General features: G+C 53.8%; 22 protein-coding genes and 2 pseudogenes. 11 read left to right on the top strand and 13 right to left on the bottom strand.

Annotation, left to right across the window (positions count from 1 at the left end):
- Positions 1 to 34 precede the first annotated feature (34 nt).
- The 6 genes and pseudogenes from HA45_RS18435 to HA45_RS18410 all read right to left on the bottom strand — a co-directional run bounded on the left by HA45_RS18435 (position 35) and on the right by HA45_RS18410 (position 4843).
- The gene (locus HA45_RS18435; protein ID WP_100700341.1) at positions 35 to 1306 is read right to left on the bottom strand and encodes an alanine racemase; all 1272 of its coding nucleotides are present in this window, start codon (positions 1304 to 1306) and stop codon (positions 35 to 37) included.
- Between the two features lie 9 nt (positions 1307 to 1315).
- Positions 1316 to 2053, bottom strand: a complete 738-nt coding sequence (locus HA45_RS18430) for an amino acid ABC transporter ATP-binding protein (protein ID WP_100700340.1) — start codon at positions 2051 to 2053, stop codon at positions 1316 to 1318.
- Positions 2050 to 2694 carry an amino acid ABC transporter permease gene (locus HA45_RS18425; protein WP_100700339.1) on the bottom strand — a complete coding sequence of 215 codons (645 nt, stop codon included), beginning with the start codon at positions 2692 to 2694 and terminating at the stop codon, positions 2050 to 2052. The genes HA45_RS18430 and HA45_RS18425 overlap by 4 nt, the downstream gene beginning before the upstream one ends.
- Positions 2691 to 3427: pseudogene (locus tag HA45_RS18420) on the bottom strand (amino acid ABC transporter permease). Before HA45_RS18420 ends, HA45_RS18425 begins: the two are co-directional and overlap by 4 nt.
- 50 nt (positions 3428 to 3477) lie before the next feature.
- Positions 3478 to 4314, bottom strand: a complete 837-nt coding sequence (locus HA45_RS18415) for an ABC transporter substrate-binding protein (protein WP_100700337.1) — start codon at positions 4312 to 4314, stop codon at positions 3478 to 3480.
- Between the two features lie 136 nt (positions 4315 to 4450).
- A complete protein-coding gene (locus HA45_RS18410; protein ID WP_100700336.1) occupies positions 4451 to 4843 on the bottom strand; it encodes a RidA family protein in 393 nt (130 codons plus the stop codon).
- A 380-nt stretch (positions 4844 to 5223) separates the two neighbouring features.
- Here HA45_RS18410 and HA45_RS18405 point away from each other — a divergent pair, with 380 nt between their 5' ends.
- The 4 genes and pseudogenes from HA45_RS18405 to HA45_RS18390 all read left to right on the top strand — a co-directional run bounded on the left by HA45_RS18405 (position 5224) and on the right by HA45_RS18390 (position 10054).
- Positions 5224 to 5976 (top strand): IclR family transcriptional regulator, encoded by a 753-nt coding sequence (locus tag HA45_RS18405; protein ID WP_100700335.1) that lies wholly within the window; start codon positions 5224 to 5226, stop codon positions 5974 to 5976.
- Positions 5977 to 6180: 204 nt separating this feature from the next.
- Positions 6181 to 7286 (top strand): annotated as a pseudogene (locus HA45_RS18400) (ABC transporter substrate-binding protein).
- A 160-nt stretch (positions 7287 to 7446) separates the two neighbouring features.
- Positions 7447 to 8658: a zinc metallochaperone GTPase ZigA gene (gene zigA / locus HA45_RS18395; RefSeq protein ID WP_100700333.1), complete on the top strand. Its 1212-nt coding sequence runs from the start codon at positions 7447 to 7449 to the stop codon at positions 8656 to 8658.
- 205 nt (positions 8659 to 8863) lie between these two features.
- Complete coding sequence (locus HA45_RS18390; RefSeq protein WP_100700332.1) at positions 8864 to 10054, top strand: CobW family GTP-binding protein; 1191 nt, start codon at positions 8864 to 8866, stop codon at positions 10052 to 10054.
- A gap of 1 nt (position 10055) precedes the next feature.
- On the opposite strand, the gene HA45_RS18385 is transcribed toward HA45_RS18390, so the two are convergent.
- Complete coding sequence (locus tag HA45_RS18385) at positions 10056 to 10283, bottom strand: hypothetical protein (RefSeq protein ID WP_128598987.1); 228 nt, start codon at positions 10281 to 10283, stop codon at positions 10056 to 10058.
- Between the two features lie 73 nt (positions 10284 to 10356).
- On the opposite strand from HA45_RS18385, the gene dksA reads away from it, so the two are divergent.
- The gene (gene dksA, locus HA45_RS18380) at positions 10357 to 10776 is read left to right on the top strand and encodes an RNA polymerase-binding protein DksA (protein ID WP_100700330.1); all 420 of its coding nucleotides are present in this window, start codon (positions 10357 to 10359) and stop codon (positions 10774 to 10776) included.
- Positions 10777 to 10808: 32 nt separating this feature from the next.
- On the opposite strand, the gene HA45_RS18375 is transcribed toward dksA, so the two are convergent.
- Entirely contained in the window at positions 10809 to 11480 is a 672-nt protein-coding gene (locus HA45_RS18375; protein ID WP_100700329.1) for an O-methyltransferase, read from the bottom strand.
- Positions 11481 to 11561: 81 nt separating this feature from the next.
- Here HA45_RS18375 and HA45_RS18370 point away from each other — a divergent pair, with 81 nt between their 5' ends.
- Both HA45_RS18370 and HA45_RS18365 read left to right on the top strand, forming a co-directional pair.
- Positions 11562 to 12200 carry a TetR/AcrR family transcriptional regulator gene (locus HA45_RS18370; RefSeq protein ID WP_100700328.1) on the top strand — a complete coding sequence of 213 codons (639 nt, stop codon included), beginning with the start codon at positions 11562 to 11564 and terminating at the stop codon, positions 12198 to 12200.
- A gap of 137 nt (positions 12201 to 12337) precedes the next feature.
- Positions 12338 to 13159, top strand: a complete 822-nt coding sequence (locus HA45_RS18365; RefSeq protein WP_100700327.1) for a Cof-type HAD-IIB family hydrolase — start codon at positions 12338 to 12340, stop codon at positions 13157 to 13159.
- A gap of 93 nt (positions 13160 to 13252) precedes the next feature.
- On the opposite strand, the gene HA45_RS18360 is transcribed toward HA45_RS18365, so the two are convergent.
- Positions 13253 to 14428, bottom strand: a complete 1176-nt coding sequence (locus HA45_RS18360) for an MFS transporter (protein WP_240629178.1) — start codon at positions 14426 to 14428, stop codon at positions 13253 to 13255.
- A gap of 102 nt (positions 14429 to 14530) precedes the next feature.
- On the opposite strand from HA45_RS18360, the gene HA45_RS18355 reads away from it, so the two are divergent.
- Positions 14531 to 15445, top strand: a complete 915-nt coding sequence (locus HA45_RS18355; protein WP_100700325.1) for a LysR family transcriptional regulator — start codon at positions 14531 to 14533, stop codon at positions 15443 to 15445.
- On the opposite strand, the gene HA45_RS18350 is transcribed toward HA45_RS18355, so the two are convergent.
- Entirely contained in the window at positions 15430 to 16320 is an 891-nt protein-coding gene (locus tag HA45_RS18350; protein WP_100700324.1) for an SDR family oxidoreductase, read from the bottom strand. The genes HA45_RS18355 and HA45_RS18350 overlap by 16 nt on opposite strands.
- A gap of 103 nt (positions 16321 to 16423) precedes the next feature.
- Between HA45_RS18350 and HA45_RS18345 the strand changes: the two genes are divergently transcribed.
- A complete protein-coding gene (locus HA45_RS18345) occupies positions 16424 to 17248 on the top strand; it encodes a helix-turn-helix transcriptional regulator (protein ID WP_100700323.1) in 825 nt (274 codons plus the stop codon).
- On the opposite strand, the gene HA45_RS18340 is transcribed toward HA45_RS18345, so the two are convergent.
- A complete protein-coding gene (locus HA45_RS18340) occupies positions 17190 to 17621 on the bottom strand; it encodes a winged helix-turn-helix transcriptional regulator (RefSeq protein ID WP_100700322.1) in 432 nt (143 codons plus the stop codon). The genes HA45_RS18345 and HA45_RS18340 overlap by 59 nt on opposite strands.
- Positions 17622 to 17731: 110 nt before the next feature.
- Between HA45_RS18340 and HA45_RS18335 the strand changes: the two genes are divergently transcribed.
- A complete protein-coding gene (locus tag HA45_RS18335; RefSeq protein WP_100700321.1) occupies positions 17732 to 18781 on the top strand; it encodes an NAD(P)-dependent alcohol dehydrogenase in 1050 nt (349 codons plus the stop codon).
- A 40-nt stretch (positions 18782 to 18821) separates the two neighbouring features.
- On the opposite strand, the gene HA45_RS18330 is transcribed toward HA45_RS18335, so the two are convergent.
- Positions 18822 to 19739, bottom strand: coding sequence for a formyltransferase family protein (locus HA45_RS18330; RefSeq protein WP_100700320.1), 918 nt, complete (start codon positions 19737 to 19739; stop codon positions 18822 to 18824).
- A 194-nt stretch (positions 19740 to 19933) separates the two neighbouring features.
- Complete coding sequence (locus HA45_RS18325; RefSeq protein WP_100700319.1) at positions 19934 to 20374, bottom strand: ester cyclase; 441 nt, start codon at positions 20372 to 20374, stop codon at positions 19934 to 19936.
- Between the two features lie 111 nt (positions 20375 to 20485).
- Between HA45_RS18325 and HA45_RS18320 the strand changes: the two genes are divergently transcribed.
- A complete protein-coding gene (locus HA45_RS18320; RefSeq protein ID WP_100700318.1) occupies positions 20486 to 21397 on the top strand; it encodes a LysR family transcriptional regulator in 912 nt (303 codons plus the stop codon).
- Positions 21398 to 21508 lie beyond the last annotated feature (111 nt).

Below are 21508 nucleotides of genomic sequence, written 5' to 3'. Positions count from 1 at the left end.
AACAGGCTGCCAGAATTGGCAGCCTTTTTTGTGGTCAGAATGCTGTTTCCAGTGAATCTGTGACGCAATAATCGTCATCCACCAGCGGCAAATAACGCCATTTATCGAAGGCGGTACAAGGATGAGAAATGCCGCATCCCACCCAATCACCCGGTTGCAGCGGTTCATCTTCAGGCAGTAGCAGGTACGCATGCTGATCGTTAACGTCGCTGATGCGCAGATGCGTTGCCGCGCGAGGCTCGCTGCCGTCTGCATTGCGGATCCACAACGGATTCGGTAGATCCTGATCGAACGGCACATCGCGTCGGCCAAAATCCACGAATGCCAGCCCCGGTTCAGGACGTGACAACACCCGGCCCCAAATCTCTAGCGCCGCATCAAAATGGTGGCAGGCGCCGGGCTGCGCGAACGGGGCGATGCGTGCATACAAGCCGCTGTCATGCGCCATGTAGGCACCGGAGCGAATCAACGGCGTCATCGGCAGCGGCAGGTTAGCGGCGGTGAAACATGCCGTCACCACGTCAAACCAGGCACCGCCGCCAGCGCTCAGGATAATGTGATCGTCGCTGAACAGCTGTTTCTCTGCCAGCAAAGCAGCGGTATCAATCATCATCTGGCAGTAATCCTTAACGCGCTGAATCCCAGCCTCGTCACGACCCGCGCCGAGCGCGCCCTCATAACCGGCCACGCCCACCAGCTTTAGTGCTGGGCTGGCATGGACGGCATGCGCAATATCCAGCGCTTGCGGCAATGAACGGCATCCGGTACGGCCGCCACTCACTGACATTTCCAGCAGCACGGAAATCTGCGTATCGCCGAGATGCTGTTCCAGCAATTTGACGCCTTGCAGTGAATCGACGTAGCACAGGAAACCGTGATCCGGGTGCTGCTGCTGCCATTGCCCAATCCAGCGAATGCCCGCCGGATCGACCAGTTCATTGGCCAGGAACACATTGCGGATACCAAACTGCCGTAGCGCGCGCACGTGTGCCGGGGTGGCAGCGCCCAGCCCCCACGCACCGCCATCAGTGATGGCGCGCCGCAGAACCGCCGGTGACATCGAGGTTTTACCGTGCGCCGCAAGCAGCACACCGTTCTCGCGGCAAAACGCAGCCAGCTGGCGCAGATTATTCTCCAGCGCCGACTGCTTCATGATCATCAGCGGCGAAAACACCTCGTCACTGCTGAACACGGCGGTGCCCTGAGCGAGGGGCGTATTCCCGGTACCCGCAACCGACTTGAAACGCGGTGCAGATTGCGGCGCATCCAGTAAACCGTCTGCCTGCAGTGGAAAGCGAATCGACATACTTACTCCTTAATGCTCTAGCACGCGCGCTAAAAATTGCTGAGTGCGCGGGTTCTGTGGATTGACGAAGATTTGCTCCGGTGAGCCCTGTTCTGCAATAACGCCCTGATCCATAAACACCACGCGGTCGGCGGTTTTACGCGCAAAGCCCATTTCGTGAGTCACCACCACCATGGTCATGCCTTCGCGAGCCAGACTGCGCATCACTTCCATCACTTCACCCACCAGTTCTGGATCGAGCGCAGAGGTGGCTTCATCGAAGAACATGATTTTCGGCTCCACCGCCAGTGCACGCGCAATGGCAACGCGCTGCTGCTGGCCGCCAGAGAGCTGAGCGGGATAGTAATGCGCACGTTCAGCGAGACCCACACGCGTCAGTGCTGCCATACCGCGTTTGTTAGCTTCCGCTTCAGACAGCTTTTGCGCCTTAATCAGCGCCAGCGTGACGTTGCCCAGCGCGGTTTTATGCGGGAACAGGTTGAACTGCTGGAACACCATGCCGACATGACCACAAATTTCACTGCTGCGTTTACGATCATGCAGCGGCACTTTGTTTACCCAGATTTCACCGCCATCGGCGGTTTCTAATCCGCTCATAATGCGCAGCACGGTACTTTTTCCCGAACCAGACGCACCAATCAACACCAGCACCTCGCCGGGTGACACTTCCAGACTGATCTCTTTCAGCACCTGCGTCGGGCCAAACGATTTTGAAATGCGGCTCAGCGTAATCGCGGATTGGCTCATAATATTTGGCTCCTGGTTTGATGATGTTGAACCCAACGAGAAAGCGGGAAGCAGATGGCGAAGTAGAGCAGGGCAACCAGACCGTAGATCACCACCGGTTGTCCGATACGATCGACAATCGCCTGGCCCTGATGCATCAGTTCAGACATGCCGATCATGCTGACGATCGAGGTGTCTTTGATTAAGGAAAGATACTGTCCAACCAACGGTGGCAACACGATGCCGCGGGTTTGCGGCAGCACCACGCTGATAAAGGTTTGACGCCTGGAGAGGCCGAGGATCCACGACACTTCCCACTGTCCTTTGGGCACCGCTTCAATTCCGGCGCGGAACACTTCGGCGATGTAGGCACCTTGATAGATGCTCAGGCCGAGGATCCCGGCTGCGAACAGGTTAATCTCATAACCGAAGTAAGCGACGCCGAAGTAAATGAACATCAAAGTGATCAACACTGGCGTGCCGCGAAACAGTTCGGTATACAGCACGGCAATCTGTTTCGCGACCGGCAACCGACTGGTACGCAGCACCGCTGCCAGCAAACCCAGCAACGTACTGCCAATGATGGCGGCGATGGACAGCAACAGCGTGATCCCCAATCCTTTTAGCAGGATGGGGAAAGAGCTGATGATTAATTCGCTCATAGCGCATTCTCCCGTTTCACTGGATTAGTCAGCCATTTTTTGCCCACCACCAGGCGGACTTTTTTACCGGGGTCACCAGCGGCGGGTGGAACATGCGCCGTCCTGCCACTGTGCCGAGCCAGGAAAACAGATTGCTCAGCACCAAATACACCAGCGCCACTACGCTAAAGGTCTGGATATAGAGCAGGGTGCGGGCGTTGATCACCGTGGCGGTGCCGGTTAACTCTGGCAGGGCAATCGCCGACAGCAACGAGGTGCCGAGCAGCAGCTGGATCAGGTTATTGATGATTGCAGGCCACACTGCGCGTGCTGCCTGCGGTAACACCACGCTGAGGAAGATCTGCCGACGCGGGATGCCAAGAATATACGCGGCTTCCAGCTGGCCCTTTGGCACCGATTGAATTCCAGCGCGAAAGGTTTCAGACAGGTAAGCGCCCACATTGACGCCCAATGCCAGCACGCCAGCGGTGAAGGCGCTCATGGTGATACCGAGCGAAGGCAAGCCAAAGAAAATGATGAAAATCTGCAGCAGCACCGGCGTATTGCGGATGAACTCAACATAGCAGTGACTGATCCAGCGCAGCGGCGCGACAGGCGAGGATTTTGCCAATGCCGATAACAACCCTAAAGTGACCGCCAGCACAAAGGCCAGCAGCGTCACCTGTAAGGTCAGCCATGCGGCCTCAAGAAACGTATCGGCGTAGCGCCACAGGGTGAGCCATTGATAGTTCATGGTTTGACTCCTTCAAACGGCGCGACATTGATTGCCGCGCCGTAGATCAATCAATATTGCGGATTCAGCGGATAGCGCGGCTTATCGCCAAACCATTTTTGATAAAGCTGAGCGTTTTCACCCGAGGCGTTAATTTCAAACAGGAACTCATTCAAATAATTGGTCCACACCTGGTCGCCCTGTTTCACGCCGAAAGCGTTATATTCCAGCGGCACCAACGCTTCGTTGGTCACGGTCAGGGTTGGGTCCAGCTTGGCCTGATAGGCGAGGAAGTTGTTATCCTCGATCATCGCATCGGCCTGGCCTTGCTTCACGGCGAGGATCGCCGCTTGCGATGAATCGTATTCCTGAATTTTCACGTCAATGCCGAGGTTGCGCACTTCATCACCGTTGGTGGAGCCTTTCACGGTGGCGATGGTTTTGCCTGCCATATCATGAGCAGACTGGATGCCGCTATTTTTACGCACCAGCATCGCTTCACTGGCCACCACATACGGGTTGGTGAAACCGATCTCTTTAGCGCGTTCCAGATTGCGGGTGAAGTTACAGAACACCACATCGACTTTGTTAGTTTGCAGGTTGGGAATACGGTTGGCGCTGGTGGTATTGACCATTTCCAGCTTCACGCCCATCTCTTTAGCCAGTGCTTTCGCCAGATCGACGTCATATCCATCCGGATTGCCGTCTTTGTCATAAAAACCAAAGGGTGCGAAGCTTAGGCAGTCACCGACACGCAATGTGCCGCGTTGCAACACGTTCTGCAGTGCGGATTGGGGAGCGGCGCCAGCCTCTTTTTTCTCTTCAGTTGGTGTACAGCCTGCAACAGCCAGTAATACCAGCGCAGCGGCGACCGCCCTGGCGCTGAATGTCAGCGATGTAGTATTCATTTTTATGCTCTCTTTAAAATTTACACGAGTCGGCACTGAGCCGATATTTCACAGCAAAATGAAAAGCATCAATTAATAACAGGCTGCCCTGGTGTTGGCGAAGAAAGCCATTTTCAGCCTGTTTTAACCGTAATCGTTATTTACGGTCGGCGCGGAAGCATTTGAAATCCACTTCCACTTTGCAGTCGACCACTAAATCTTGCACGCTACAAATACGTGCGGGTGGGTTACCACTGAATATCTCACTGAAAACTTTATTAAAGGAACTGAAATAACGTGCATCGGTTAACACTGCGGTGACGTGCACCACATCCTCCACGCGATAGCCTGCCTCACGCATAATGTCTAGACAGTTATCGAAGGCCAGCTGCGTCTGTTCGATGATGCCGCCTTCCACTACCTCACCGTCGCGCATTGGCGTCTGGCCGGAGATATACAGCCACCCATCGGCCTCTACTGCACGGGCGAAAGGCAACTTCTGCCCGCCGGTGCCGGTTCCGCCTTCAATGCCATAACGTTTAATCGCCATGCAAAATGCCTCATTTCAAGGGTTATCATACTGTCCGGTATACCAGACTTGAATCTGCAATACCGGATAGGGCAAGATTTGCACAGTGGATTTGCTTTTGCAATATGTGCATGGCTATTTAATTTTTTATGATGTCGTCGGGATCGCAAAATAAACGCCAGCGAATGATTGTGTTTAATGAGAGTGTGGCCATTGTCGATGTTTTAATATCTGGATAAATATTCTTTGCGCCAAAATGAGGCACCAAAATAGATCGTCGAAATATAACGGGTGTGAGTATTATTTATTTTTACGGGGATGGGTAATTGTCCGGTTGGGGTGTATGATGCTTTTCTTTTTTAGCGTATTCCATTCGTAACGATGCAACAGGGGAGTAGCGTATGCCGGATGAAAAACCTTCACGGGCACGCGGTGTTGACCGGGTTATTGATATTTTTCGTCAATTGCATACTGCCCGCCAGCCGATGGCGATGCGAGATTTGATCGATGCCACTGGCGCCCCGCGTTCCAGCGTGTATGAGCTGGTGAGCCTGTTAAGTGAAGCCGGGCTGGTGGAGTTAGATGCAGACGGTGCTGTGTTCTTTGGTCGTGAAATGCACTATTACGGTGCGGATTATATGGCACACAATGACCTGATACGCCGTGCTCATCAGCTGATGGTGGAGATCGTGGCGCGCCATGGCGAAACGGTGCAGCTCTGCATGCTGGAAGGCAACAAATACACGGTGGTGCTGTCCGAAAGCAACGCGCATCCGTTCAAAATCACCTCGGATATCGGTGTGCGGGTGCCGATTACCTGGACGGCTACCGGTCGCCTGCTGCTAAGCAACTGGTCGGACAGCGCAATCCTCGATCTGATCCCGGAAGAAGATTATCGACTTGCCAGCGGCCAGACTCTTGATAAGCAGGCGTTTCTGGATGAGATCCATCATGCTGGCAAGTTGGGCTATTGCATGACGGAAGGCCTCTCTGAAAGCTTCACCTGCTGCATGGCGGCTCCGATCCGCTCGCGCAGTGGTCAGGCTGTCGCCGCCATCTGTTTTATGGTGAGCCGTGATACGCCGCAGGAACGCCGGCAAATGCTTTTGCAGGAGCTGATTACGACTGGGCAGAAGCTGTCCGATTTCACCTGAATCCCATTTCCCTGCTGCGGCGTATTGCACGCTGCCAGCGGGGAACGGACAATCCTTCCGCCTTCCGCCTTCCGCCATTCAACCTTTATCACTCAGCATTAATTTCCGGTTACAGCCCATTGTCCTGACGTTTATTTTCGCCCCTTAAGGTTGTGTTAAGGTAATTGATAATAATAACTATTCTTTTTACCAAGGAGTTTTGGGATGAAAACGCGCCTGCTACTGGCAATGGGATTACTGGCTTCAACGGCGGCTTCGGCCACCACTTACCCGCTGACTGTCACCGACATGGATGGTCACACGCAAACCATTAATAAAGAACCGCAACACATCATCCTGCAGGATGGTCGCGATATTTTGACGCTGGCGCTGCTGGATCGTGATGACCCGTTCAAGCGCGTGGTGGCGTGGAATAACTTGCCGAAAAACAGGACACCCAAACCTGGGATCTGCTGAAAGGCAAATGGCCGGAAGCGACCAAGATTGTCGATATGGGCTTCAGCGATCAAGGGCAGGTTAACCTGGAAAGCGTGCTGGCACAGAAACCCGATTTGATGATTGCCCAGCTGCGCGCCAAACCTGCGCTTCAGCAATCCGGTGTGCTAAATACCTTAACTAATCTGCACATTCCAGTGGTGTTCGTGGATTACGAACTGCACCCGGCGCAGAACACCGCGCCTAGCGTGACGCTGCTGGGCAAAGTGTTGAACCGCGAAACGCAGGCTAAAGCCTACACCGATTTCTATCAGCAGAAGTTTGACCGCCTCACTCAAGGCGTCGCCGAGGTGAAAAACAAACCGACGGTCTTTATTGAGCCGATTGCCGGTAACAGCGATAACTGCTGCTTCACCCACAGCCACAATGGCTGGGGCGGATTAGTGGAAGCGGTAGGCGGGAAGAATATCGGTTCTGAGTTATTGCCGGGCAACGTGGGCTTTATCGCTCTGGAAAAAATTATTGCGATGAAACCGGATGTCTACATCATGACCGGTTCGAAACGTCCTAACACCAACGTGCTGCCATTTGGTTACGGCGTGCAGCCTAAAGAGGTGAACGCGACCTTCCAGACGCTGCTACAGCGTACCGGCCTGGCGCAGATTGAGCCGGTGAAAAAGGGTCGTGTCTATGGCGTTTATCATCATTTTTATAACCATCCGTACAACATCGTGGGGATGGAAATTTTGGCAAAAGACCTGTATCAACAACAGTTTGCCGACCTCACCCCGAATGCTGATTTCCGCACCATCGTGAAAACCTTCACCAAGCTGCCGGACCAGGCAATCGATCTGAGCTATCCCGACAATAAGTAACGCTGTCTAACGGGCCGCTATGGCCCGTTAATGCTTCCGCGCCCGGCAACATTTTTCTTCGACGCAATGACAATGGTGAGTGTTATGTTATAACATAACAACTATAACGTTGGCTGTGGCATGTCACCGCACCAACATTTGTCAGGTTGAAGGAGTTGCAATGTCATCACTATCCCCGAATTTTAAAAAGTTGCCGGTTACTGTCCTCTCCGGCTTTCTCGGCGCAGGCAAAACTACACTGCTTAACCATATTCTCAACAACCGCGAAGGTCGCCGTGTGGCGGTGATCGTCAACGATATGTCGGAAGTGAATATCGATGCCGCCCTGGTGCGTGAGGGCGGGGCGGAGTTGTCGCGCACCGATGAGAAGCTGGTGGAGATGAGCAACGGCTGCATCTGCTGCACGCTGCGTGAAGATCTGCTGCTGGAGGTGGATCGCCTCGCAAAAGATGGCCGTTTCGATAACCTGGTGATCGAATCCACGGGTATTTCCGAGCCGCTTCCGGTGGCGGAAACCTTCACCTTTGCCGATGAAGACGGTCAGAGCCTGTCGGAAGTCGCTGCCCTTGACACCATGGTCACGGTGGTGGACGGCTTTAATTTCCTGCGCGATTACGAATCCAACGAAAGCATTCAATCGCGTGGTGAATCATTGGGTGAAGAAGATCAACGCACGGTAGTTGATCTGCTGGTGGATCAAATTGAGTTCTGCGATGTGCTGATTCTGAACAAAACCGATCTGATTGATGAAGCGGAAAAAGCGCGCTTGCTGGCGATCCTGCATTCACTCAATCCACGTGCGCGTATCGTCACCTCTGAATTTGGCAAAGTTGCGCTGAATGAAGTATTGAACACCGGGCTATTCGATTTCGATGCAGCCTCGCAAGCGCCTGGCTGGTTACAGGAGCTTCGCGGATCGCACACACCCGAAACCGAAGAGTACGGCATTCGCAACTTCGTGTTCCGCGCGCGTCGCCCGTTTCATCCGACGCGCTTTGCCAGCGTCATCGAGGGTGATTTACAAGGTGTGGTACGGTCTAAAGGCTTCTTCTGGCTCGCCAGTCGTCCACGCTATGCCGGTTCCTGGTCACAGGCCGGTGGTGTGACGCGTCAGGGCTTAGCCGGTATGTGGTGGGCAAGTGCCCCGAAAGAACGCTGGCCGGAAGATCCGGAAACGCTGGAATACATCATGCAGAATTGGGTCGAAGGCACTGGCGATGCGCGTCAGGAAATCGTGTTTATTGGTATTGAGATGGATGAAGCCCGTCTGCGCAGCCAGTTGGAAAATGCGCTGCTGACTGATGAAGAGATGGCGCAGGGGCCGGAAAACTGGGCCGAATATCCGGACCCGTATGAACCCTGGTTTCACTGATGGCAGGCCATAAATCTTCTTGTGCGTTGATGCATAAAGATTAAACCCGGGCATACAAGTGAGACTTTTAACCCGGCACACAGGTAACACCTTAGACCGGCCACACAGGTAACAGTGATAAGTGCGCGCCCTGCGGTACTCATCCGGGTACTCGTAGGGTGGCCATTTATGCCGACAAAAAAAGCAGCGGCAGCAAGAGGCAACGATGCAAAAAATCCCCCTCACCATCCTCAATGGTTTTCTGGGTGCAGGCAAAACGACGCTATTAAAAAGCCTGCTGATTCAGGCTCACAAACAGCAACTCGCAGTCTGCGTCATCGTCAATGACATGAGCGAACTGGACGTTGACGGCGTACTTATCGCCAATACCGAGATCGTCAATGCCAGCAAACACAACTTCATCACGCTTTCCGCTGATAACATCAGCAGCCGAAGCGGCATTGAAAAACTTCATGCTGCGCTGACACCGCTGATCATTACGCATCGTCCCGATCTGATCCTCTTGGAAACGTCAGGTAGCAGCCATCCACTGCCGTTGATACGCTACTTCCGCGATCATCCTGACGTGCAACTCAACGGGTTTCTATCGTTAGTGGACAGCGTGATGCTGAACGACGATTACCAGCAAGGGGAAACCCTCATCACCCGTTTCCAGGCCAACCTACAGCGCGGCGAGCGGCGCATCGAGAATCTGCTGGCAGAACAAATCATGTTTTGCAGCCATCTGCTGCTCACCAAAAATGATCGGTTGCCGTCTTCCAGCATTACCCGCATTGCACAGGCCATTCATCCGCTCAATCCCTATGTGGCAGTGATGGCGGTATCGCGGGGAAACCTGTCTCTGAGTGAATTAATGGCGATGCCGTCCTACGATTTCGGGCGGATCGCGCAGTTAATCGAAGAATTAGCCGATGAGGTAGATGCCACTGATCCCGGTGCGTGGCACATGACTTCCGAAGTGATTCACGACGACCGTCCATTCCATCCGCAGCGATTGTGGGATACCTGCCACCACTTTATGGGCGCCGGCATCTATCGAAGTAAAGGCTTTTTCTGGTTGCCGACGCGGGATGACCTGGCACTGTTGTGGAATCAGGCCACCGGCAGCATCAGTCTGGAATTTATCAGTTACTGGAAAGCGGGAATTCTGAATCATCGTGATAGTCCGCTCACGGCAGAGGAGCGCGCGGCGGTCGAACAGGCAGTGGCAAAAATGCCGGGGCGATTCGGCGATCGGCGCTGCAGTTTAACGGTGATTGGTGAGCCGGATGAAGTGAAAGCCTTCAGCGCCGCCCTGAAACGCTGCTTTCTCAATGAAGAGGAGATTGCATGGTGGCAAAGCGGCGGTGAATTTGCCGATCCCTGGCCGCAGCGTGTCGCGCGTGTAACGGCCTGAATTAGCCAGCTAACGCACGCATTTGCGTACAAAACGGACACTGGCAGCCGGATACGGGCTTTAGCAGCGCCGCATGCACTTCCGCCGTCGCGAGAGGCTGCGTCAAATCGACGTTTGCCACTGCGGTATCCGGTTTCAATGCCAGTTTTAACGTATCAATCTTTGCCTGAAAGGCACCCGCTTTCGCCGATGCCAGCGCGATAAGCAGTAGAGGAACAGTGGTCTTCATCGCAGCAACCTCAATGAATGATTTTGAAATGTGACGATATAACATTAACACAGGGCTGTTAAGGAATTTCAACATGACCAAACCCACAGCAGCGGAGCAGCAGAACCTTCTCAGTATGCCGCCCGAAGCGTATATGAATGCTCACCAAAGTGATTTCTTTTTGCGCTTATTACGTGTTGAGCGCCAGGAATTGCTGGAACACATCGACTACCTGAAAACGCAACTGCAACGCAGCGAACAGCAAGGTGACGAAGCGGATAAAGCGATCCGCGAAGAGGAGTTGCGCTTATTGTTCCGCCAGATTGATCGCGAAAGCCGTCTGCTACCAAAAATTGATGCCGCCATGCAGCGCATTCACAAAGGCGAATATGGCTATTGCCGCGAGACGGGCGATCCGATTGGCCTCGCACGTTTGCTGTTGCGCCCTACGGCGGAACTCTCAATTGATGCGAAGATTAAGCAAGAGCGGGTCGAAGCCCAGTACCGAAAATGATAGTCACCCAGAGCGCAGGCTCTGGGTACTGATTACTGTGAACGTCCCAACCACATCGACACCTCAACGCCATCGCTAAACGGCAGTGACAGATAACCACGCCCGCTGTGCACGTGTTCGAGATATTCCGGGCTGAAATCGGCATCATCGGCGACGATCAGCGCGCCGGGGCGCAAATGCGGTTCGACCAGTGCCAGGATTTCGGGATAAATGGCTTTCGCGCCATCCAGCACCAGCATATCAATGGCAGCAGGAAGATCGCGGCTCAACGTTTGCAATGCGTCGCCCACGCGCACTTCAATCAAATCACTCACGCCCGCATCGGCAAAATGATTACGCGCCAGCGCGACTTTTCCCGGTTCAAACTCGCTGGTGATGATCTTTCCGCCGCCGTTATCGCGTAATGCTGCCGCGAGATGCAGCGTCGAAATCCCGAAAGAAGTGCCAAACTCCACTATCGACTGCGCCTTGCTGCTGCGTGCCAGCATGTACAGCAACTTGCCGGTTTCACGCGATACCGCCAATGGCACATCTTTCAGGTGGCCATAGAGTTCAAGGTAATCGGTTTTGCTCTGCAGCAGACGGCTTTGCTCTTCGTCAGACATCACACGAAAAGCTTCGTTAGTCGGATGCGCCATATTGTCGGCCAGTTCGAACAGGTAGTTGAGCAGCGGCGCCAACGGCGCGGAAGTTAAGGTGTTCATGATGATTCTCCGTGGATTAATCTGAGCGAACAGAATACGATGAATCATTCGCATTTCACTATTCGTGTTCGGGAGTGACAGGTGGCTGAAAATCGTAACGCTAAGATTTCAGAGAGAAAAAGGCCGCAGCAAGCACGCTCCAGCGAGCTGGTTTCAGCGATTTTGCAGGCCGCTACTCAGGTTTTAGAGCAGGAGGGCGCCACGCGATTCACCACCGCACGCGTGGCGGAACGCGCCGGTGTGAGTGTTGGATCGCTATATCAATATTTTCCCAACAAAGCGGCTATTCTCTTTCGGCTGCAAAGCGAAGAATGGCAGCGTACCGGCGATCTATTGGGATCGATCCTGCGCGATCGGACCGTGCCCGCGCTTGAACGTCTGCATCAGCTCACGCACGCTTTTTTGCATTCGGAATGTGAAGAGGCGGCAATGCGCACCGCACTCAATGACGCTGCGCCGTTGTACCGTGATGCACCGGAAGTGGCGGCTGCGCGGGCAGCAGGAGAGAACGTGGTGAATGAGTTCCTGTGTGAATTATTGCCGCAGCTGGATGATAAAAAACGACTGCGTGCCGCTGACTTAATCAACAGTACCCTGGGGAATGTGGGCAAGCATTTTTCAGAAACGCCGCGCTCTGAGATGGAAATTCAGGACTACGCTGAGGATATGGCTGAGATGTTCAGTGCCTGGATCAGGGAAAAAGGGGCGGATTTGCAGTAAAACATGGCACTGGAAATCTCTGAAAGCGGTTATCAATCTCATCATTACCATTCTCATTATTCCACACCGCGAGTAAGCTTAATGAAAACCTTTTCACAGCCGGATGGAATGCTGGTTAATCGATACGGGAGAGCAAAATGGCAGTAAAAATGATTGCGGTGGATATGGATGGGACTTTTCTTGATGACAACAAGCAGTACAACGCGCAGCGTTTCGCTCGCCAGTACGCATTGTTGAAAGAAAAGGGCGTTCGTTTTGTGGTCGCCAGTGGCAATCAATATTACCAGTTACAACGCTATTTCCCGGAAATCAAAGATGAAATCGCGTTTGTTGCTGAGAATGGCGCCTGGGTTTCAGACAGCAATGAAGAAATCTTCTGTGGTGAATTAGCGCCGGAGCGTGTCCATCAAATCCTCGACATTCTGGCAAAAGAACCTGACATCAGTGCCGTAGTATGCGGACGAAATGGCGCTTACGTTCATACCTCAATGCCCGAAGAAGTGATCGCGATGCTCGCGAATCACTATCATCGTCTGGAAAAGCGCGACAACCTCTACGATATCGATGACACCATCTTTAAGTTCTCGCTCAATCTGGCGCATGAAGGGGTTGATGCCCTGATGGATCGCCTGCACAAAGAACTGGGGGCGATTGAAAACATCATGCATCCGGTCTCCAGCGGTTTTGGCTTTGTCGATCTGATCATCCCAGGCTGCCACAAAGCGCACGGTATTGCGCTGCTGCAGGAAAAATGGGGCATCGACGATTGCGAAGTGCTGGCGATTGGTGACAGCGCTAACGACCTCGAAATGCTGCGCCAGGCCTGCTATAGCTTCGCGATGGCCAACGCCGCTGAAGCCGTTACGGCGGTGTCGCGGTATAAAACCGACAGCAACAACGACGAAGGTGCGCTCAACGTCATTGCCCGTTTGCTGGCGCGTGAAGAGCCGTTTAGTTAAATCACACCAACAAAGCGGCAGGTTTATCACGCCTCTATGCAGCGAGAGCTGCAATCTTAGATGCGAGATAGATTTTGCCGCTATGTTTATCAGTTAGATTCCGCGCCTGGCTAACCTCTTCTCCATACTCTTGACCATTACTGGTAAAAGTAATGCGCTGCTTAGCACCAGTATCAGGAACATGACCGGCAGCGGCGATGCCTCTTCGAAAGTCATGGCAGAAAGAAAAAAGGCGAGAGTGGTGCTCAGTGACATCAGCGCCGTTTGCACAGTCAGGAAGCCAGCACGACTTGCCTTATCGGGAAACTTTGCGGTCACACAAGACACCACCACTAATCGCCCATAAGCCCCACCCAGAAATAGCCCAATAAAAAGTCCACTGACGTGTAGACCTGAAACGGGTAGCAGTATGCTGACCAGCAATATCAAGGTTGAGACAATAGCTAATGTGTAGCCGGATAAGTAGGCCAATAGTTTTCCGGTGAGTTTAGTTGCCATCAAGCCAGCGAGGCCACCAATGAAAAACAGAGTGGGCAGAGAAGCGGTGAGAGCCTGCATGTGTTGGGTCAGCATTGGCACCAAAGCAGGGATGATCAGCATAGGTGTAAATTGCGCGACAGCGTTTCCGCTAGCAAAAAACAACCACTCTGGCGTCAGTGTCAACGACGCTTTATTCACACCATTGCTTTCGACATCAGGAATAAATCGGACAATCAGCAGTAAACATAGCAGACACAGCAAGCCAATAAGTCTTGGTGCACTACTCCAACCAAGATGGGTGCTTAAAAACAGCATCGCCGGCATGCCTGCAATGCTCACTACAGAGAAAGAGGCGATGACGGTGGCAATCATCCGCGCTTGTAACGCCGCTGGCGCGAGGCTGATTAACAAGCTCATTCCTACGCCCATTGTTGTTCCTCCCGCTAATCCCGCCATAAATCGCAGAAGCAAGAGCAAGGTATAACTGCTCGTGAATGTGATCAGTACCGTCAGAACACCCAACAGCGCCATATTCCAAAGTAAAAATCGTTTGGCGCTCACGAGGTCAATCCATTTCCAAACACATAAGCCGGATATCACTGAAGCAAGGGTGTAAGTGCCAGTAACATACCCTGCATAAGTGACAGGCACTGAAAATTGAGAAGCCATATAGACGAACAATGGATTGAACATCATGTACTCAAGTGCATTTGTGAACTGTACAAACGCGATGATGAAAGCGATGCGTATCACGGCAGATGAGCCCGATACAGTGTGAGAGAGGTTCAAAGTTTTCTCCATCTGGTTAGTGGAGGCTTAGTCTATTGCCCGTGCATCACTATGATTAGCGAGATAAAGTAGAATGATTAATTATCAAAAATGGGATGATCGATGCGCAGCAAAATCGATTTAAATGTTTTGAGGGTATTCGTTACCGTTGCAGAGAAGGGCAGTTTTATCGGCGGTGCGCGTGCTTTGAATATGCCTGCATCGAATGTGAGTCGCCAAATTTCCCTGATGGAAGAACGGTTAGGGATGCGACTCTTGCAACGAAGTACGCGTCAAATGAAGCTTACCGAGGCAGGTCAGCTGTTTTTTGACAGCATGCGTCCCCTGCTGGACTCGGTGAATGAGGTGGAAGCCAGGCTAAGCCACGCACAAACTGAGCCAGAAGGGCTGCTACGCGTGTGTTTACCGAATGGAGTAGGGCCGGTAATTTTCGGCAATCTTTTGGCTGACTTTGCACTGCGATATCCCAGAATTGAACTCCATTGTACTACCAGTTTGCAGGGAGCAGAGGCACTGTGGGATGACTGTGATGTCGTGATTGATATCAGTCGCGGCACGCGCGCCAGCAGTGATGTCATTGCTCGACCGCTGGCCTCATTGCCCTGCCTCATTGTTGCGGCACCCACATTGCTGCAAAGGTACACAAGGCCGACACACACCGAGCAATTGCTGGCTCTGCCCTGCATCACGACTGTCAGCGCTCTTCAGGGGCAAGCGTGGCAATTTCTTACCACTGGAAAAGGGTTTCGACATATCAATGTGCCGAGCCCCTTCCGCGTCGATAGTGGAGAGATGGCGATGCAAGCTGCACTGAAAGGCATCGGGTTTGCCATCCTTTCAGCGCAGGCTTGTGAACCTTACATTCGTGATGGGCAGCTGGAAGTGATTGAACTTGAACTCGCTCCTGCCCCTCTTGAGATTGCGCTGCTCTATCAGGAGCGTAGTTTTCTGCCAGCACGAAGCCGCGCGTTTATTGATTTCCTGCAAGAGATGGTGCGGAATCAACGCGAAAAATAACCCACCTCACGCATATCCTGTAGCAATCCGGGGCCGGTGGGCTGCCAGTTAAAGGTTTGACGCGTCCATTCACTGGAAGCGGGGTTATCGATTGAAGCAAAGAACGCCATCCAGCCCAGCCACTCTTTCGCCTCTTCCAGCGTAAGGCTTTTGACCGGCAGTGATAAACCTGCGCCAATGGTTTCGGCGATCTGACGGAACGCGATGCCTTCCTCCTGAATCGCGTGCAAAATCGTCCCCGCTTCGGCGTGTTCGGCAGCGAGGCAGAACAACTCGGCGGCATCATCCCGGTGCACCGCAGGCCAGCGATTCGCGCCATCACCGATGTACACTGCCGCGCCTTTCTCTTTCGCCATATTGATGATCATCGGCACAAAGCCGTGATCGCCCGCGCCGTGCACCGTGGGCGGTAAACGCACCAGCGAAACACGAACACCCTGATTGGCCAATGCCAGTGCGGCGATGTTGGAATCGGAGCGTGGATGACCGCCCGAGACCGGTTGGGTCTGTTCCATCGCGAGACGTCCCGGCGACACCAGCGCTGTGCCGGTGGTCACCACCAGCGGACGATTGGATCCGGCCAGCACCTCGCCCATCGCCAGAATCGCCTGTTGATCGATTGCCGCGGCATGATCCATGCGGCTGAAATCATGGATATAACCCGCGTGGATCACGCCATCACTCTGCTCAACGGCACTGCGCAGGCTGGCAATATCTTCTAAATCCCCACGCATTACCTGCACACCTTGCTGGTGCAGTTTCTCTGCCGATGCATCGCTGCGCGCCAGTCCTGATACCGTCACACCGCGAGCCTGCAGCTTTTTCACAATGGCGGAACCAATAAAGCCGCTCGCCCCGGTCACAAAAATTCGCATATTCGTGCTCCTATTTCTGGCTGTTGAAGCACTATGATAAGTCTCTGCGGCGCGACGAAAAGTCGTGAGCTTATACAGGTATATGCACTAACAGGATAATGCTATGAACTTGCAAGACGACAACCTGCTCGGCAACTATCTGCGCGAACGACGCCAGCGTCTGGATGCGAGCAAACTTGGCTATCCGCTGTTGCGCCGTCGTACTCCGGGATTGCGTCGCGAAGAGGTGGCGGTGCGCGCCTGCGTCAGCACCACCTGGTATACCTGGCTGGAGCAGGGCAGAGGCGGCGCACCTTCAGAAGACGTGCTGGAACGTTTGTCCAAAGCGCTAGAGCTGAGTGCCGCCGAGCGCGATCACCTATTTCTGCTGGCGCAGAATCGTTTGCCTGGCGTCACCTGGCAGGCGGGCGTGGATGTCTCGCCTTCATTGCAGCGCGTGCTCGACAGCATGACGCACACGCCTGCACTGGTGAAAACCGCTGAATGGCAAGTGGTGGCGTGGAATCGTGCTGCGACAAAAGTCTTTGTGGATTACGCCCAGCTGCCGCCGGAACAGCGCAATATCCTGTTGATGATGTTCAGCAACGAAGAGATGAAAAAACGCCTGCCGGATTGGCATCAGGTCACACGCGGGATGGTGGCGAATTTCCGCGCTGACGTAGCGCGTACTGGCGCCAGTGAACATGTGCGTGCGCTGGTGGAAGAACTCAGCGAGATGAGCGAAACCTTCCGTCAGCTGTGGCAGTCACAGGAAGTGAGCCAGCACGGCGAAGGGATTAAACAGCTGTGGCTGCCGGACGAAGGTGTGCTGGAGCTGGAATACAGCACCTTCGCCGTCGAGGGAAAACCGGGCTTGAGTCTGGTGGTGTTTAATCCACGCTTGCCGCGGGATCGGGAGACGGTGGCGCGTCTGATGTCGCGTCCGTAGCCGCGCGCAAGTTAGCCTCCATCGCATCCAGTGCTGCCTGATTATCCAGTCCCCATTGATACATCTGTTCAATCGGGGCAGCGAAGGTTTGTCCCAGCGGTGTTAAACGATAATCCACTTTGGGCGGGATAACGTCATACACGTGGCGAGCGATCAACCCGCGCTGTTCCAGCTCTTTCAATGTCTGAAAAAGCATCTTCTTCGAAATCCCCTGCAAACTGCGCTGCAACTCGCCGGTGCGCGCGCGCAGTCCCGGCCAGTGATAAAGCGCGTGCAGCACCATGCTGCTCCACTTTAGCGAGAACAGATCCATCAAGCGACGCGGCGGTGAATCCGCATAAAAAACCAGTTTACCGTCAACCCAGGCTGGCATCGGTTCTACTCCTCTATGGTCACCAAATGGTGACTACTATCATTTATGCACCACGTTGACTATAGTCTGCCGCCTTCAACTTAATAACGCCAGCACCTTGCGGAGGCATCATGAAAATCAACGCATTAGTCGCTCACGACGCGGCAAAACCTCTAGTACCCAGCCAGATCGCGCTGCGTCCACTGCAACCGCAGGACGTGAAAATCGATATTCTGTATTGCGGTGTGTGCCACTCGGATCTCCACATGGCGCGTAACGAATGGGCGGTCAGTCGTTATCCTCTGGTGCCGGGCCACGAAATCGTTGGTCGCGTGCGGGAAACCGGCGCAGCGGTCACACACTTCAAGGTCGGTGATGTGGTGGGCGTTGGCGTGATGGTCGATTCCTGCCGTGAATGCCATTTCTGCCAGCAGCAGGAAGAGCAGTACTGCGAAGCCGGCTTTACCGCGACCTATAACGGTATCGACAAACACACCGGTGACAGCACCTGGGGTGGCTACGCGCAGAATGTGGTGGTCGATCAGCATTTTGTGGTGTCAGTGCCGCAGAACTTGCCGCTGGCAGGCGTTGCACCGTTGCTGTGTGCGGGGGTGACGGTTTGGTCGCCGCTGCGCCACTTCAAAGTGCAGGCCGGTGATAAAGTCGGTGTGGTCGGTTTAGGTGGCTTAGGCCATATGGCGGTAAAACTGGCGAGCGCGATGGGTGCAGAAGTGACGCTGTTTACCACCTCACCGGAAAAAGGCACCGATGCACTTCGTCTTGGGGCCAGCCGCGTGGTGGTTTCGCGCGATGCCGATCAGATGGCGGCAGCGCAAACTTCTCTCGACTTCATCATCGACTGCGTATCCGCGCCTCACGATCTCGATCCTTACCTCGCCACGCTCAAAACCAATGGCCGTTTGGTGTTGGTGGGCATTCCGGAGCAACCGCATCAGGCACCTGACGTCACGCCGATGGTCTTCCGTCGCTTGAGCATCAGCGGCTCCTCGATAGGCAGCATTCAGGAAACTCAGGAGATGCTGGACTTCTGCGGCGAGCACAACATCACGGCAGATATCGAATTGATTGCGGGTGAAGCCGTCGAAGATGCGTTCGCGCGTATGCTGAAGGGCGATGTGAAGTATCGCTTTGTGATTGATATGGCGGCGACCCGCTGGTAAAAAAAGTTGGCGATTTCAGGCTGAAATCGCCAGCTTAAAATTACTTCAGTTGCATCCCCACGCGCAGCGAGAAGCGCTCCACCAGCTGCGCCGCGCTAAGATTGTCGTGATGCGATAACCCAGCCGCGACAATTTCCAGCATATTTTCGCCACAGGCAATATTAAGTGGATCGATAGAAATAATGCTGCCCGCTGCGTGCTGATGTGGCTGGGTAGTCACGCGGCTTTTCCACACGATAAAATGCTGTTCTCCCATCAGGCTATACGCACCTGGCCACGGATAAGCGACGCCGCGAATCAGAGCATGAATCTCATCGGCAGACTGATGCCAGTGAATCTTCCCATCCTCAGGCTTTCGTTGTCCCGGTTCGCTGGCGAGACTTTCATCTTGCACGCGTTCAATCAGACTCCCCGCCCGCAGTGCACGCAGCCAATGGGGCAACTGTTCGCGCGTGGTGCGCACCAGTTTGCGATGCAATGAAAGCGCATCATCTTCATCAGTGATGGCGACACGGCTTTGCGCCAGAATTGGCCCGCCGTCTGGCACGTTGTTAATGCGATGCAGCGTTACCCCGGTTTCGCGCTCATTGCGGATAATCACCCAATTGAGATGCGCACGTCCGCGATAGGCGGGCAGTAGAGAAGCGTGCACGTTAAACGCGCCTTTTTTGGCGGTGGCAATTAATGTAGGGGAGAGTGCTTGTCGATGCGACAGTGTGAAAATCGCATCCGGTTGCAGCGATGAGACTTTGGCAATCCATTCAGGTGTATTGATATCGTCGGGGCAGAACACCGGGATCTGTTGTTGCTGAGCCAGCGCTTCAACCGAGTCGAAGAAGCTGTTTTCCTGATCGGCACCCGCATGGGTGAACACACACACCACTTCGAATCCCACTTCCAGCAAACTCTCCAGCGCCGCGCATCCCATCTCGTGATACGCACATAAAACGACTTTCATTCTTCCGCCTGTAACACTGATTAACGTCTGCTGCCAAGCATAGCAGCGGAAGATTATGCCTGGCTTAAACCGCGCAGTTGATCACTGTTAAATCGTCGAAGGTTTGTTTTTGCTCCTGACTCACCGCTGCATCATTAGTCACTAACAAGGCTGCGGACTGCGAGATGACTTATCCGCTCTCTGAAGTGCTTATTTCATGGCGTTGGGAATTGCCCAATCTGCTGGAACAGCGCCATCCAGTCTTCCATATGCCAGGTGGTCGTGACGCGTTCACCGTTCAGTAAATGGAACTCATGCAGGCGCACGTTAATAGGACGACCAGTTGGCGCGATACCCAAAAACTCGCCCTGATGTGTCCCGGTGATTTCAGCACGCACAGCGGCTTTGCCCGGTTCCTGCAACATGTCATGCACGATGATATTGATATCCGGGAAAGCGGTGATAAAACTGGCCAGCACCGGTTTAAAACCCTCAGGGCCGGGGCCTTGGCCCGGTGCTAAAGGGATATCATTCCAATCTTGTGTGACCGCCAAATCCAGCAGATCCGGATTCTTGTCACTGAACGCACGATATAGATTCTCAATTGCTGCACGCTCGGTTTGCAGGCGTTGATTCAGTTGTTGTGTCACAGACATAGCGGAATCCTTCTTTAATGAGTTAGCGGTGCATCTCACCGACTTGTGCAGTATTCCCGAAGCTGCGACTATCAATCCAACAAATGATTGGTATAGAGAAATATACAAAATATGAATTTCGATGGTTTCGATCTCAATCTGCTGGTGGCATTTAACGCCTTAATGCTGGAGCGCAACGTGACGAAAGCGGCGGCACTGGCGGGCGTGAGCCAACCCGCCATGAGTGCTGCGCTGGCTCGATTGCGACGCGTTTTTGATGATCCTTTGTTTATCCGCAGTGCGGAGGGGTTACTACCCACCGTAAAAGCACAGGAAATGGCGATACCGGTGGCCGATGCGTTAGGGCAGGTGCGTCATCTAATGAAGCCGCCGGAAGTGTTTGATCCCAATGATAAACAACGTAGCTTTACGCTGGGCCTCACCGAATACCCGCTGCACGTGTTGTTGCCCGCGCTGACCCAAAAGCTGGCGACGCTGGCACCGAACTGCACCATCCATGTGCGTTACTTTATTGATCGTGATGAGGTGGTTGCGCTACTGGATGCGGGGAAAATTGATATTGCGGTTGGCGTACCGCCGACCAAAGCCGAGAACCGGATTCTTTCGCAACCGCTGCTGCGCGATGGCTTTGTCACGCTGGTGGCAAGCGATCACCCCATCGCGCGTGAAGACATGAACATGCAGGCATTTCTGGCAATGCCACACCTCCTTGTCTCCCCGGAGGGCAACCGTTATGGACTGGTGGATCAAAAACTGCGGGAGCAAGGGTTGGCGCGCAACATCAGCCTGACGTTACCCACGATGTTTACCGTGCCTGATTTACTGCCCGGCACAAATTATGTGGCGACGGTGCTCAGCCGCGTCGCCACCACCTACACGCGTCAGGACCGATTCGTCATCTTTGAACCGCCGCTTGAGCTGCCTTCAATCCCCTTTGATTTGCTATGGCACCGCCGAACGCAGGACAGCGCCGCTCATCAGTGGCTAAGACAGATAATCAAACAAGTGGGCGACACACTTTGAACCGCATTGACAGATCCCTTGCCGCATGCGCTTAAACCTGCCAATTTAAGTCCACAATAAAAATGACGTTTGCGCATTGCGGCTTCAGGCCGCTCGTCGCTGATTAGCATC

This window comes from Pantoea rodasii (assembly GCF_002095465.1).
In the GTDB taxonomy this organism is placed as follows: Bacteria; Pseudomonadota; Gammaproteobacteria; order Enterobacterales; family Enterobacteriaceae; genus Pantoea; species Pantoea rodasii.
Note: the sequence above shows the minus strand (reverse complement) of the source record. Positions and strands in the feature narration are given on the sequence as shown.